Here is a 13,175-nt window from a genome sequence, read left to right as displayed (position 1 = left end):
GCTACCGAGGGTCGCTGACCCGATCGCGGGGTCGGTTCCGCGACCGGACCCGACGAACCCGGCGTAGCGGACGCGGCCACGACGTGCGATCCCGTCGGGATCCTGCGCGATGGCCGAGCCCGTGACGTCCACGACGACGTCACGGGCTCGGTCGTTCCACCCGGGGGCCGTGTCACCGGCCGCCGCAAAACTACACACCGGGTGGTTTTTGGGGTAGCGTCATCATCGATCTCGCCGCGGAGCATCGCTCCTCGACGGACTGCGACACCTGGTTGTCGCGACACCCAGACAGGACCGAAGGAGCCTCTGCAATGCCCACCACTTCCGTGCAGCTGTACTCGCTGCGAGACGCCATCGCCGAAGACCTCGACAAGGCCATCGCCCGCGTCGCCGAGATCGGGTACGAGAACGTCGAGCCCTACGCGTTCGTCGAGCGTGCCGCTGACCTCGAGCGCGCCTTCGCCGCGACCGGCCTCAAGGCGCCGTCCGGCCACGTCGCCGTGATCGACGCCGAGGACACCGCCCCGATCTGGGACGCCGCGGAGCGCCTCGGCATCCAGACGGTCATCGACCCGTTCATCCCGACCGACCGCTGGCAGACCGCCGACGACGTCGCGAAGATCGCCGAGCGCGTCAACGTCCTGACCGCCGAGGCAGCCTCGCGCGGCCTGCAGTTCGGGTACCACAACCACCAGTGGGAGTTCACGAACAAGGTCGACGGCCGCACGGTCTACGACCACTTCGTGTCGCAGATCAGCCCGGAGACGGTGCTCGAGCTCGACACCTTCTGGGCCACCGTCGGCGGCGCCGACGCCCCCGCCGTGCTGAAGGCGCTCGGCGACCGCGTCGTCGCCATCCACGTCAAGGACGGCAAGGTCGACGGTGACATCCTCACCGCGCTGCCCTCGTCCGAGAGCGCGCTCGTCGTGCCCGAGGCGCTCCAGCGCGCGTTCGAGAACCAGACCCCCGCCGGTCAGGGCGATGTGAACGTGACGGGCATCCTCGCCGCGGCACCGCAGGCCATCCGCGTCGTCGAGTTCGACGCCTACTCGGGCGACGTCTTCGAGGGCATCACCGAGTCGCTCGCATGGCTGAAGGACAACGACAAGTGAGCCGTGTCGGTCTCGGCATCATCGGTGCCGGCAACATCTCCACGCAGTACCTGGAGAACCTGACCAAGTTCGCCGACGTCGAGGTCCGCTTCGTCGCCGACGTGCTGCTCGACCGCGCAGCCGCCCAGGCCGCGGAGTACGGCGTCGCAGCGTCCGGCACGGTCGAGGAGCTCCTCGCCCGTGACGACGTCAGCATCGTGATCAACCTGACGATCCCGGCGGCGCACGCCGAGGTCGACCAGCAGATCATCGACGCCGGCAAGCACGTGTGGAGCGAGAAGCCGATCGCGACCGACCACGCGTCGGCCGCAGCGGTCCTCGAGTCCGCGAAGGCCAAGGGCCTGCGCGTCGCGACGGCACCGGACACCGTGCTCGGTGCGGGCATCCAGACGGCCCTGCGTGCCATCGCCCGTGGCGACATCGGCGAGCCGCTCTCCGCCACCACGCTGTTCCACGTCCCCGGCCCGGAGGCGTGGCACCCGAACCCGGACTTCCTGTTCGCCCAGGGTGCCGGTCCGCTGTTCGACATGGGTCCGTACTACGTGACCACGCTCGTGCACGCGTTCGGCACCGCGTCGCGCGTGCAGGCAGTGTCCTCGAAGTCGCTCGACCGTCGTACGATCGCGTCCGGACCCCGTGCCGGCGAGACGTTCCCGGTCGAGGTCCCCACGCACCACGCCGCGCTGATCGAGTTCGCCGGTGGACAGTCCGCCCAGTCGACGTTCTCGTTCCAGCACGCGCTGCCCCGCATGGGCTTCGTCGAGATCAACGGCACGCTCGGCACGATCTCGCTGCCGGACCCGAACACGTTCGAGGGTCCGTCCCAGCTGTGGCGCTACGGGCAGGACGAGCCCGAGACGCTCGAGGCGGTCGGCTCCACGTGGGGTCGCGGCACCGGCGTCGTCGAGCTCGCCCGGGCCATCGCCGAGGACCGTCCCGAGCGTGCCTCGGGTGCGGTCGCGCTGCACGTCCTCGACGTGCTGCTCGGCATCCGGGACGCCGCCGCGTCGGGGTCGGCCGTCGACATCACGTCGACCGTGGACGCCATCCCGCCGCTGCCCGAGGACTTCGACCCCGCGGCCGCGGTCCTGACGGCGTAGGCGCGCACCACGCGCACCACTTGGTGAGCAGAAATGGTCAGGTACCCGTACGGGACCCGACCATTTCTGCTCACGAAGCGCGCTCACGAAGCGCGCGCACGAAGCACCGGCCTCACTCCGGCGGCGCGGGCACGATCTGCTCGAGCAACCGCAGCACCTTCTCACCGTCGACGGCCTCGGGGTCGAGCAGCCACTGCACCTGCAGCCCGTCGGACGCCGCGATGCTCAAGCTCGCGAGGTCGACCGGGTCCAGGTCGGCGCGGATCCGCCCCGCCACCTGGTCCGCCTCGATCAGCGCGGCCAGGTCAGCCCGGAGCCGCGTGAACCGTTCCCGCATGAAGTCACGGGTCGCGGGGTGCCCCTCCTGCACGGCGTCGGCCGCGAGCGTCGTGTACAGCTGCACGAGCCCCGGCACCGCGCGGTTGCGCGAGGCACTGTCGCGCATGTCCCCGATCGCCGACTTCAACCGGTCGGGCGCACCCTGCTCGCGCACCTCGTGCTCGCGGTAGACGGCGAGCAGCAGTTCGTCGCGGCTCGGGAAGTAGTGGCGCAGCGCGGCGTGGGTGATCCCGAGGGCCTCGGCCACGGACCGCAGTGACGATGCGTCGACGCCCTGTTCGGCGACCATCCGGATCATCTCGTCGAGGATCTGGGTCCGGCGCTCGGCACCCTTGCGGTACCCGCCGCGTCGCGGCGGGGCCGCGTCGTCGTCGGCGGGGTGCGTCATGCACCCAACTTACCGCTGGAAGGTTTTAGCGCCACCCCCGGACTGGAGGCCCGTGGCCAGGCCGCACCGCGTCAGCCCCGGTCGTCGACCGTGTACTCGTCCACCGGCACGGGCAGCCCCTCGGCGAGGGCGTCGCTGATCTTCGTCAGCGACTCCGCGAGGACGGCGTTGTCCGCGTCGGACAGGTTGTCGAGGACCTCGACCACGGCTTCGTGGAAGCGGGCGTACGAGGCGTCGATCTTCTCGGCGGCGAGGTCGGTGGGCTCGAGGACCTGCGCTCGTCGATCGGTCGGGTGGGCGGTGCGGACGAGGAGTCCCTTGTCGACGAGCGAGTCGACGAGTTTCGTGACCGAGGCGTTCGACACCGTCAGCATGACGGCGAGGTCCTTCGGCCCCATGGTCCGGCCGTCCCGGTGCGCCTGCAGCATGTACCGGATCGCCAGTGACTCGTTCTTGCTCAGGCCGCTCTCGATGCGCGCCGACTCGACCTGCTGCTCCTCGGCGTGCTGGAGGCGCAGCAGTGCGTCGACGGCGGTCTTCGCGGCCTCGGACCGGGGCTCGCGGGCGTAGAGGTGGACGTGTTCTCGACGGACGACGGTCAACGGCATGCGATCATGCGCTCCTTGCTACGCGGCGGGGACGGTGAAGAAGTCGGCGTACGCCGGCTCGGCGCGCGCGGCGAGCAGCGACGGGTCCTCGATGCGGCGCTCGACGTAGGCGTCGATGACGGCGGGGTCGGTCAGACCGATGCGGGTGTGGCTGCCGCCGATCCGTGCCGCCCGAGGCATCCCGGAGTACGTGCTGTGCATGTCTGATCCCGCCCTTCTGCGGCCGTTCGTCCCCTGCGGACGTGAGAACTGTTTCACAACGTGAACGTTCTCCGCAACGAACGATTCGGGGAATGTACGTTTCGCGCGCCGAACCGTTCACGTCGCGAGCGAAGCCAGCAGTCGACAGCCGACAGCCGACAGCCGACAGCGTCAGACCATCGCCGTGGCCATGACCGCGACCGCGATCCCCATGGCGAGCGTCTCGACGACGGGGAGAGCCCGAGCGCGACGCCGGATGCCGTCCCGCACCATGTGGGCGGTGAGCAGCAGGTAGCCGGTGGTCAGGCCGCCGAGGACGACCTGCCACGTCACGGCGACGGCGCCACCGTGTCCGTGCATGCCGACACCCGTCATGCCGGGCATGCCGGGGTCGTGCGCCATGCCGACCCCCAGCGCGCCCATCACCAGCAGCCCGAGCGCGGCGTGCAACCGCCCGAACCGACCGTGCGCCGTCGCGACGCGGACCACCGGAGCCGACCCGGGCCTCCCGTCCGAACCGGACGCACCCGACGCACCGGACGCGCTCTGCACGCGGTGCACCATGGCGACCACCACGGCGAGCAGCGCGAGCACCACGAACCAGAGCACGCCGGGCAGGACTCGGGGCGCGAAGGCCCCGTCCACCATCGCGGCCACCATCACGACCGCTGCCACCACGTCGACCGCACGGCCGGGGCGCCACGCCCCGACCGTGCAGCAGGCTCCGGCGGACGCCGGCACGATCGCGGCGAGCCCGAGCAGGTCGGTCACGTCAGTGTCCGTGCCCGTGGTCGTGCGCGACGGCGTCGTGCGCTGCCTCGACGCCACCGGACGCGTGGTGCGAACAGTGCGACGCCGCGGTGGCCCCGATGGCCGCCGGCACGTTGAGGGCCGGGTTCCGCGGGAAGAAGCCGTACGGCTTGAGCGTGAACTTGGCGTAGTCGACCGGCATGACGGGCCAGTCCTCGGGTCGCGGGAAGTGCGTCGGGCCGAAGGTGTGCCAGAGCACGATGTCCTCGCCGTCGAGCGATCGGTCCCCCTCGACGTACCGGGCCACGCCGTCGCCGCCGGGGTTCTGGTGCACGAAGTCACCGGCCGCGAAGCGCTCCGCCGGGTCGTACTGCGTGACGTACAGGTGCTTGCGGGCGAACTCGGCACGGGCCGCGACCGAGGACGAGTCGTCGGCGAGCAGCACCGGGGCGTCCTGCGGGTACAGCACGTAGCCGGTGGGGCGGTCGAGGTGGTTGCGCTCCTCGGTGTTCGAGACGAACCACGTGCGGGCCTTGGAGGCATCGGCGAGACGGCCGGACGTCGACTCCGATGCGATGCGGGTCACCGACTTCGTGAACGCGTTGCCGTGCTCGTTGCCCGGTCCGACCGGCACCCGGACCGCGTCGACCTCGTCCACGGCGTTCGACAGTCCGTCGACCATCATGTCGAGTCGCGCCGAGAACAGGTGCTGGTGGTACGGGGCACCGAGGCCGGGGGCGACCTCGGAGGCGTACGGGTAGTCGTCGCCGTCGGCGGAGCGCCCCGGGTACGAGCTCGTGAACAGCACGCCGGTGAGCTTCGCCTCGCACTCGATCGTGCCGTCCAGGTACAGGTACCAGTAGAAGCCGTAGTCGTAGTTGCCGACGGTGGTGAAGAACGAGATCACCAGGCGACGGGATCGACGGACCTCCTGCGAACCGGTGTAGATGTCGCCGTGCTTCCAGAGCGTGCCGAAGTCCTCCTCGTGCATGCAGATGCCGTTGCGGATGGTCTGCGGGTTGCCGAGCTCGTCGGCCAGGACGGCGTCGAAGTACTGGATCTCACCGACGCAGTCGCAGCCGAGCTCCAGCGAGTTCGTGAACCGACCGAACAGGTACTCGCCGGTGTCGAAGTAGTTCTGCCAGAACCGCACCGGAGACGGGTCGCCGTACGGCACGAGCATCTCGTCGATCGACGCCCGGTACACGATCGGGCGCAGCCGCTCGCCGTCCTGCCACGACAGCTGGCGGAGCACCAGTCCCTCGCGGGCGTCGAAGCCGACCTGGAACCGCCAGTTCGCCCACTCGACGAACTCGCCGTCGACGCGGAACGACGGCCCCTCGGGCTGGGTGATGACGATCGGCTTGAGGTCGAGCGGTTCGCCCTGCACCGCGGGGTCGTCGAAGTTGCCCGAGGTCGTCGGTACGGGCATCTCCGCCACGTCCACGATCCGCGTGACGGCCCGGTTCGCGGCGTCGACGTACGCCGACAGACCGTCGACGGGGTGCGCCCACACGTGGTCGGCCGGGTGGTCCTGCTGGAACGCGAGCACGCGCAGGATGCGCCACCCCTGCTCCTCCGGGTAGTCGTAGTAGCCAGCCGAGAGCGGCACGCACTTGACCTCGTCGACGGACAGGCCGCGCTTCGCCAGGGCGGCGACCCAGCGCTCGTCCGCGCCGGCGATCTCGCCGACGGCGTCGAACTCCTCGATCAGGACGGGCAACTGACCGCGGGATCCGTCGAGCACGTCGGTCCGCAGCACCGTGCCGGTGGTGATCGACACGACGCGGTCCGTGGATCGGCCGGTCGCCATGTCGAGCAGCATCACGCGTGCCGTCCGGTCCGGCAGGGGGCCGTCGCCGGCCTGCCACGCCAGGACCTCCTGCTTGTGCGGTTCCTCGAGGCCGACGTACGCGAAGCGGGTGGTGTCGGTCCAGTCCGGCTGCGCCGTGACGAGGTCGCGGACGGCGGTGAACTCCTCGGGGGTCAGGCTGCCGAGCGGGTGCGTGGTGGTGGCTGCGTCGGTGGTCGCGGTGGTCGGGTCGGTGATCGTCATGTGCGTGGTGCTCCTTGCGCGTTGCGTCGTGCGTGGGGTCTGGTCGGTTCGGCCGGGAGGCGCGCGGTGCGCCCGGCGGGTCAGCTCTCGGTGGCGAGACGGTCGAGCATCTGCTCGTAGCGGCTCCGGCTGCGGCGTCGCAGCACGACCGCCTGCACCACGCCGATGACGGGGACGACCACGACCAGGCCGGTGAGCACGATGCTCACGACGCCGAAGACGCTCGCGCCCGATGCATCGACGTCACCCACCAGGGTCGGGAAGTTCACCCAGATCAGGACGGCGGCGGCGACGAGGCCGAGGAACCCGAGGACCGGTGCGACCACGGTGTTCCACACCCGCCGGTCGCCCGGGTTGCGGCGGAAGTACACGATCACGGCGAGGCTCGTCGCGGCCATCAGGATCGCGACGCCGAGGGTGGCGACGCCGGCGAACCAGCTGAACACCTGCAGCACCGGGTCGAGGCCGAGCACCGCGAACAGGACCATGAGGACGGCGGCGGTGACGGTCTGCACCAGGCTCGAGGTGTGCGGGGACGCGTGCTTCCGGTGCACGTCGCCGAGCCGGCCGGGCAGCAGCGACGCGTTCGCCATCGAGTGCTGGTAGCGGGTGATGACGTTGTGGAACGACAGGACGCAGGCGAACATGCTCGTCAGCAGGAGCACGTTGAGCACGGCCTCCCCCGCGCTGCCGATGTACTGCGCCGCGGTGGTGAGGATGAGCGAGCCCGGGTCCTTCGCGACCTCGGCGAGGATGCCGTCCGGGCCCCAGGCCATCACGAGCCCCCACGACGCGAGCGTGTAGAAGACGCCGATGCCGATCACGGCCGTGTACGTCGCACGCGGGATGGTCCGCTCCGGGTCCTTCGCCTCGTCGCGGAAGATCGCGGTGGCCTCGAACCCGATGAACGCCGCGATGGCGAACATCAGCCCGACGCCCGGCGAGCCGGACATGATCTGCGTCGGCTCGAACGGTGCGAGGGACAGGCCGTCGGCCCCGCCGCGGAACACGATCGCCGCGACCAGGACGAGCACGATGCCGACCTCGCCGACGAGCATCACGCCGAGCACCTTGCTCGACAGGTCGATGTGCCGGTAGCCGAGCATCCCGACCAGGGCCACGACGACCAGGGACCAGACGTACCAGGGGATGTCCGGTCCGCCCAGGCCCGTGACGGTGACGCCGAGCAGGTACCCGATGTAGCCGTGCACGCTGACCTGGATGGTCGTGTACGTCAGCAGCGCCAGGGCCGCGGCGCCCGCTCCGGCCGGACGACCGAGCCCGTGCCCCACGAAGGTGAAGAACGCGCCGGGCCGCGGCACGTGCCGGGTCATCGCGGCCAGACCCACCGAGAAGAGCAGCAGCACGACGGCCGACGCGGCGTAGAGCGACGGGAACCCGACGCCGTTGCCGAGCAGCATGCCGAGCGGGGCGGCGCCGCCGACGACGGTGAGCGGGGCGGCGGCCGCGACGACCATGAACACGATCGCGGTGACGCCGAGCGAGCCGCGCATGGTCCGCTGCGGCGCGGGTGCGGCTCCGAGTGACGCGGGGTCCTTCGTGATGCTGGACATCGTGGCCTTCCGGTTCGGGTGGGTGGGACGCAGGTGGTGGTGCTGGGTGAGACCACGGTCCCGTGCCGCCGTTGCGGTGCCGTTCCACCGGCGTGAAGCCCTGTCGCCGCCGAATGGGACGTGCTCGCCGGGGACGTCTCATTTGCACGAGACACCGCCGAAACACCACGGAGACACGGGCGCAACGGCACAGCCCTACGGTTGCCGCATGACCGCGCTCGACCGAGCCATCGCCGACCCGCCACGGGTGCCCGGCATCGGCACGCGCTCCCCCGTCGACGGGTTGTCCCGGCGGAGCATCGGCCCGGTCGACGTCCTCGCGCAGTCGGTGTCCGCCGTGGCACCGTCCGCCGCCGCGACCACCATCCCGGTCCTCGTCGCGACGGTCGCGGGGCAGGGTGCCACGTGGTCGCTCCTGGCCGCGATGGCGCTGTCGTTCCTGGTCGGGCGCACGGTGAACCAGTTCGTCCGACGCGTCGCCGGCACCGGCTCGCTCTACACCTACGTCTCGCTCGGGCTCGGCCCGGTCGCCGGGGTCGTCGCGGGCGCCGCCCTGCTGCTCGGCTACGGCTTCATCGCGATGTTCTCGCTCACCGGCAGCGGGTACTACCTCGACTACCTGCTGTCCCGCTTCGTCCCGGCCGCCGGCGACGACGCCCTGGTCACGATCGTCGTCGTGCTGGTGATGGGCGCCGCCGTCTTCGCGGTGATCGCGCTCGGGGTCCGGTTGTCGACCCGGCTGACGCTGCTCGTCGAGTCGCTGTCGGTGGCGGTCATCGTGGTCCTGATCGTCGCGCTCGTCGCGCGCCTGCACCCGGTCGACGCCTCCGCCGTCGCCCTCGGGCCGACGCAGCCCGCGTCGTTCGCGGTCGGTACCGCCCTCGCCGTGACCGCGTTCGTCGGGTTCGAGAGCGCGTCCGTGCTCGGCGTGGAGGCCCGGCGCCCGTTCCAGGCGATCCCCCGCGCGATCTCGTGGACCGTCCTGGTCGCCGGGGCGCTCTACGTCGTCAGCGCTGCGGCCCAGCAGATGGGGTTCGCGGCCATGGGAGCCGACCTCGCGTCGAGCGCCTCGCCCGTCAACGAACTGGCGAACGCCTTCGGCATGCAGTGGATCGGGTGGGCGCTCGACATCGGGATCGCGGCGTCGTTCGCGGCGTGCGCGATCGCCTCGACGACGGCGCTCGTGCGGGTCCTGTTCGCGATGGGCCGCGAGGGTGTGCTCCCCCGCGTGCTCGGCCGGGCGTCCCCGCGCTTCCGGACGCCGTTCTTCGCCGGCGCGGTCGCCTGCGGCGTGCTCACGGTCCTGCCGGTCCTGGGGCTGGCGAGTGGCATCCCGACCTGGACCCTGATGGAGGCCGAGCTCGTCGTCGCCGCCCTCGGGTACATCGCCGCCTACGCCCTGACGTGCTTCGCGGCACCGGTGTTCCTGCGGCGCATCGGCGAGTTGACGGCGGGGGTCGCGGTCGTCGCCGTCACGACCGGGGTCCTGCTCACCGCCGTCCTGCTCACCTACCTCGGAGTCGAGGCAGCGTCGCCCCGCTGGCCGGCCGTCGCCATCGCCGTCGGGTCGGTCGCCGCGGTGGTGGTCGCGTTCCTGGTGGCCACACGTCGACGACCCTGGCGACGGGGTCGGAGCCGCGCCGTGTACGACGTGCCGGTCGAGGCGGACCTGCTGGGGGCCTCCCGTCCGTCCGCCGGAACCGACCACCAGGCGGGGGTGCGGTGAGCGAACCCGGACTCCGCGCACGGCAGCCGAAGGCGATCCAGAACGCCCTCGCGGTGCTGGAGGCCGCCGCGCACGCGGGACCGGGCGTCACCGCCCAGCAGATCTCGGAGGCCCTCGGGATGCCGCGGGCCACCACCTACCGGCTCATCACGCTGCTCGTCGAGGACGAGTACCTCGTCCGACTCCCCGACCTGCGCGGCTTCGCCCTCGGCCACAAGGTCGCCGACCTGGCCGGGGTGTCGGCGGCTCCGGCACTCGCACCGCTCCCCCGTGCCGTGCGGTCGGTGCTCGCCGACGTCCGATCCGCCGTCCGGGCCGGCGTGCACCTGGCGCGCTACGACGTCGCCGGCGTGCGCGACATCGACGTGGACCCGGACTTCCCCCTGCTCGACGAGGCCGCACTGCGGGCGACACCCGGGTCGAGCGCGATGGGGCGGCTGCACGCCGAGGGCGGCCTCGGCCCGGTGCACCAGGTCGGCGCGTTCACGGCGGGGTTCGGGTGCCTGGCGCTCCCCGTCCGCGGGGAACGCGGAGAACTCGTGGCCGGGCTGACCCTGTCGGCGCCGGCGGCCCGGGTGTCGTCGCCGGGCGACGCGCTCGTGCACCTGCGCCGGGCGGTGACGCGGCTCGAACCGCTGCTCGGGTGACCGGCTCGCGGACAGCGGCGCGGGCCCGGCATAGCGTGGGCGCGTGGACCTCGAACTCAAGAACCGTGTCGCACTCGTCGTCGGAGGCAAGGGGTACATCGGTGCCGCAGTCGCCGACCGCCTCCGGGCCGAGGGAGCGACCGTCGTCGTCGCGTCCCGCAGCGCGGAGGACTCCGACGGCAGCGTGTCGATCGACACCGCCTCGCAGGACTCGGTGGACGCGGGCATCGCCGCCGTCCTCGAGCGGCACGGGCGCATCGACGTGCTCGTCGTGACCGCAGCACCGAGTGCGAGCACCCTCGACCCGGCCCGGAAGTCCGACCCCGCGCAGGTCCTCGACGCGATCGACGGCAAGGCCCTCGGGTTCCTCCGGGTCGCGAACGCCGTGCTCCCCGCGCAGCGCGAGGCCGGGTTCGGCCGCGTGGTCGTCGTGAGCGGGCAGAACGCCTACTTCTCCGGCAACATCACGGCGTCGCTCCGGAACACGGCGGTGAGCGTCATCGCGAAGAACCTGGCCGACGACGTGGCGGGGACCGGGGTCACGGTGAACGTCGTCAACCCCGGCACGGTGACGGACACCCCGTCCGCCGAGGTCCGCCAAGGAGGCCCCGGCGACTCGACCCCGCAGCAGATCGCCGACCTCATCGCCTTCCTGTCGTCGCCGCTGATCGCGGTGTCCGGCGAGTCCGTCTCGATCGCGCACCGCCAGCGGGGGTCCGTCGTCGTCTGATCCCGGATCGGGGTCGCTGTGCCGTGCTGGCGCATCGTCGGCCTCGGCCGGGTCGCGTTACAGTTGCCCCGGCTGACGAGGGATCGGCCGCAGCGCGTGGCGTGCAGAGGGGAAGAACGGATGGGGATCGGTCGACGAACCCGCGGCGGAGCGAGCGCGACGTCCGTGACGACGGCCGCCGTGGTGGCGATCGCGACGACGACGACCTTCATGGTCCTCATGGATTGGCTGCCGACGCCGCTGAACCGCAACATCGACCACTCCGCGCCGCACGACAGGCTTCCGTCGACCGTGATCCACGGTGCAGCCGGCATCGTCATGGCCTCCTGCGTGGCGCGTCGCTCGAGATGGCCGAAACTCGCCGCAGCCGTGTGGTTTTCCTCGGTCACCGTCGCCGCACTGAACAACTGGTGGGTGCCCTACTTCTCCGGTGCTGCCTCGGGCGAGGTGACGCCCGAGACCTACGAAGCCGAGTACTCGGGGAACCTGCGCCTCCTGCCGCCCGTCTCGGACCATCCTGTCGTCCCCGACGTCCAGCACACACTGATCCACCTCGGGCTGCTCACGAGTGCCGTCCTGTCGTGGATCGCATTCCTCACCACGCCGAGGCGTCCACGCTGACGTGATCGTGCTCGTTGCCCGCGACGTCGGCTGCGAATGCCGCGATCGCTTCTGCAACGGTGCCCGGCACCTGCCAAGCGGTGAAGTGCGCACCGTGATCGAGGTCGCGCCAGCTGCGGATGTCTCGGTACGTCCGCGCAACGTACGACCGCGGCAGGCCGCGCTCTCCGGTCTGGACCGCCACGGCGACCGGGACGTCGATGGCCGGCAACTCCGGCTGTTGCGGGAAGTCGAGGTACGGACGGAACGACGCTCCGACGCTCCTCGTGAACCAGTACAACGAGACCGTGCGGAGGAATTCGTCGTCGGTCCACCACGTCCCTGCACCGGACCAGGCCAGCAGCTTCTCGATGATCCAGGCCGCGAGACCGAGCGGCGAGTCGTTCAACGCGGCGGCGAGGATCTCGGGGCGCGTGGCCTGGACGCGGGCGTACCCCAGGCCGCGCGCCCACGCTGCATCGTGCCGCCGGAGCCAGGAAGACTCTGCATCGGTCAGGTCCTGCGCTCGGGACGGCGGCGGGAACGCGGCGTGCGTCGCGAACAAACCGATGGTCGATTCCGGGAACAGCGCAGCCAACCAGTCGCTCGTGGTCGAACCGACGTCTTCACCGTAGGTGACGTACCGAGGGTGGCCGAGCACGTCCGTCATGAGCCCGTGGAACAGCTGAGCGACGACCGGCCCGGTGAACGGCCGATCGGCGAGCGGCGTCGACGGCCCGAATCCGGGCAGCGACGGCACCACGACGTCGAAGCCCATGGTGCGCCCGTTCCCGAGGTCGACGGTGCGGCTGGCGAGGTCATGAGCAAGGGGCAGCATCTCCACGAAGGAGTACGGCCAGCCGTGGACGGCGATGACGGGTGTCCGCACCGTCGCCGAACCGCTGGCGCGCAGGTAGGCGAAGTGCAGCCGTTGCCCGTCGACGTCGACCTCGTACTGGTCGACCGCCGCGAGTTCGGCTTCGATCCGTCGCCAATCGAACCCGTTCCTCCAGTGATCGCGGAGTCCCCCGAGCCGATCCAGCGACAGTGCACTCTCAGACGCGGCCCCGCCGACCGGGTCGGGCATGCGGGCGTCTCGGAGGCGCCGGTGGAGATCGTCGAGGTCGTCAGCGGACACCTGCAGGCGGAACGGGCGCATGCGCCGAACGCTACGGCCATGCACCGACACCGATCGCGTGGAGGTCCCGGCGGAGCTTCACCCGCAGGGACGAAGCGCTTCGCCCCTGCGCCCGATGCCCCCGGGGACTCCTGACCGCGAGTCTGGTGACATGGAGTCCTCGACGAAACACACCATCGCCACGCTGCTGCTCTGTGCCGCGATCG

General features: G+C 71.2%; 13 protein-coding genes. 6 read left to right on the top strand and 7 right to left on the bottom strand.

Translation table 11 applies throughout. From position 1 onward, the window contains the following. Nucleotides 1–311: 311 nt before the first annotated feature. Both KZI27_RS01670 and KZI27_RS01665 read left to right on the top strand, forming a co-directional pair. Complete coding sequence (locus tag KZI27_RS01670) at nucleotides 312–1,112, top strand: sugar phosphate isomerase/epimerase family protein (RefSeq protein ID WP_222659050.1); 801 nt, start codon at nucleotides 312–314, stop codon at nucleotides 1,110–1,112. Further along, nucleotides 1,088–2,212: a Gfo/Idh/MocA family protein gene (locus KZI27_RS01665; protein ID WP_222659049.1), complete on the top strand. Its 1,125-nt coding sequence runs from the start codon at nucleotides 1,088–1,090 to the stop codon at nucleotides 2,210–2,212. The genes KZI27_RS01670 and KZI27_RS01665 overlap by 25 nt, the downstream gene beginning before the upstream one ends. Nucleotides 2,213–2,324: 112 nt before the next feature. Here the strand turns inward: KZI27_RS01665 and KZI27_RS01660 are convergent, their stop codons facing one another. From KZI27_RS01660 to KZI27_RS01635, 6 genes are all read right to left on the bottom strand, one after another. Beyond that, nucleotides 2,325–2,939 (bottom strand): TetR/AcrR family transcriptional regulator, encoded by a 615-nt coding sequence (locus KZI27_RS01660; protein ID WP_222659048.1) that lies wholly within the window; start codon nucleotides 2,937–2,939, stop codon nucleotides 2,325–2,327. Nucleotides 2,940–3,010: 71 nt separating this feature from the next. Continuing rightward, complete coding sequence (locus KZI27_RS01655) at nucleotides 3,011–3,547, bottom strand: MarR family winged helix-turn-helix transcriptional regulator (RefSeq protein ID WP_123311164.1); 537 nt, start codon at nucleotides 3,545–3,547, stop codon at nucleotides 3,011–3,013. Between the two features lie 18 nt (nucleotides 3,548–3,565). Then, nucleotides 3,566–3,748 (bottom strand): hypothetical protein, encoded by a 183-nt coding sequence (locus KZI27_RS01650; protein WP_222659047.1) that lies wholly within the window; start codon nucleotides 3,746–3,748, stop codon nucleotides 3,566–3,568. Between the two features lie 171 nt (nucleotides 3,749–3,919). After that, a complete protein-coding gene (locus KZI27_RS01645) occupies nucleotides 3,920–4,519 on the bottom strand; it encodes a hypothetical protein (RefSeq protein ID WP_222659046.1) in 600 nt (199 codons plus the stop codon). Nucleotide 4,520: 1 nt separating this feature from the next. Next, on the bottom strand, nucleotides 4,521–6,554 hold the full coding sequence (locus tag KZI27_RS01640) for a primary-amine oxidase (RefSeq protein ID WP_222659045.1): 2,034 nt from the start codon (nucleotides 6,552–6,554) through the stop codon (nucleotides 4,521–4,523). An 80-nt stretch (nucleotides 6,555–6,634) separates the two neighbouring features. Then, nucleotides 6,635–8,128 (bottom strand): APC family permease, encoded by a 1,494-nt coding sequence (locus KZI27_RS01635; RefSeq protein ID WP_222659044.1) that lies wholly within the window; start codon nucleotides 8,126–8,128, stop codon nucleotides 6,635–6,637. 208 nt (nucleotides 8,129–8,336) lie between these two features. On the opposite strand from KZI27_RS01635, the gene KZI27_RS01630 reads away from it, so the two are divergent. The 4 genes from KZI27_RS01630 (at nucleotide 8,337) to KZI27_RS01615 (ending at nucleotide 11,852) form a co-directional block, all read left to right on the top strand. Beyond that, nucleotides 8,337–9,854 (top strand): APC family permease, encoded by a 1,518-nt coding sequence (locus KZI27_RS01630; RefSeq protein WP_222659043.1) that lies wholly within the window; start codon nucleotides 8,337–8,339, stop codon nucleotides 9,852–9,854. Then, a complete protein-coding gene (locus tag KZI27_RS01625) occupies nucleotides 9,851–10,501 on the top strand; it encodes a helix-turn-helix domain-containing protein (protein ID WP_260232959.1) in 651 nt (216 codons plus the stop codon). The genes KZI27_RS01630 and KZI27_RS01625 overlap by 4 nt, the downstream gene beginning before the upstream one ends. 43 nt (nucleotides 10,502–10,544) lie before the next feature. Next, complete coding sequence (locus KZI27_RS01620; RefSeq protein WP_222659042.1) at nucleotides 10,545–11,231, top strand: SDR family NAD(P)-dependent oxidoreductase; 687 nt, start codon at nucleotides 10,545–10,547, stop codon at nucleotides 11,229–11,231. Between the two features lie 165 nt (nucleotides 11,232–11,396). Then, entirely contained in the window at nucleotides 11,397–11,852 is a 456-nt protein-coding gene (locus KZI27_RS01615; RefSeq protein ID WP_222659041.1) for a hypothetical protein, read from the top strand. Here KZI27_RS01615 and KZI27_RS01610 read toward each other — a convergent pair. Beyond that, on the bottom strand, nucleotides 11,827–12,990 hold the full coding sequence (locus tag KZI27_RS01610) for an epoxide hydrolase family protein (RefSeq protein WP_222659040.1): 1,164 nt from the start codon (nucleotides 12,988–12,990) through the stop codon (nucleotides 11,827–11,829). The genes KZI27_RS01615 and KZI27_RS01610 overlap by 26 nt on opposite strands. Nucleotides 12,991–13,175 lie beyond the last annotated feature (185 nt).

The organism is Curtobacterium sp. TC1 (genome assembly GCF_019844075.1).
Classification (GTDB): Bacteria; Actinomycetota; Actinomycetes; order Actinomycetales; family Microbacteriaceae; genus Curtobacterium.
Note: the sequence above shows the minus strand (reverse complement) of the source record. Positions and strands in the feature narration are given on the sequence as shown.

Bases quoted from the DNA above. Each gene is read 5' to 3' on its own strand.
- KZI27_RS01660 (WP_222659048.1), bottom strand. From the start codon at position 2,939: ATGACGCACCCCGCCGACGACGACGCGGCCCCGCCGCGACGCGGCGGG.
- KZI27_RS01655 (WP_123311164.1), bottom strand. From the start codon at position 3,547: ATGCCGTTGACCGTCGTCCGTCGAGAACACGTCCACCTCTACGCCCGC.
- KZI27_RS01640 (WP_222659045.1), bottom strand. From the start codon at position 6,554: ATGACGATCACCGACCCGACCACCGCGACCACCGACGCAGCCACCACC.
- KZI27_RS01635 (WP_222659044.1), bottom strand. From the start codon at position 8,128: ATGTCCAGCATCACGAAGGACCCCGCGTCACTCGGAGCCGCACCCGCG.
- KZI27_RS01670 (WP_222659050.1), top strand. From the start codon at position 312: ATGCCCACCACTTCCGTGCAGCTGTACTCGCTGCGAGACGCCATCGCC.
- KZI27_RS01665 (WP_222659049.1), top strand. From the start codon at position 1,088: ATGGCTGAAGGACAACGACAAGTGAGCCGTGTCGGTCTCGGCATCATC.
- KZI27_RS01610 (WP_222659040.1), bottom strand. From the start codon at position 12,990: ATGCGCCCGTTCCGCCTGCAGGTGTCCGCTGACGACCTCGACGATCTC.
- KZI27_RS01630 (WP_222659043.1), top strand. From the start codon at position 8,337: ATGACCGCGCTCGACCGAGCCATCGCCGACCCGCCACGGGTGCCCGGC.
- KZI27_RS01650 (WP_222659047.1), bottom strand. From the start codon at position 3,748: ATGCACAGCACGTACTCCGGGATGCCTCGGGCGGCACGGATCGGCGGC.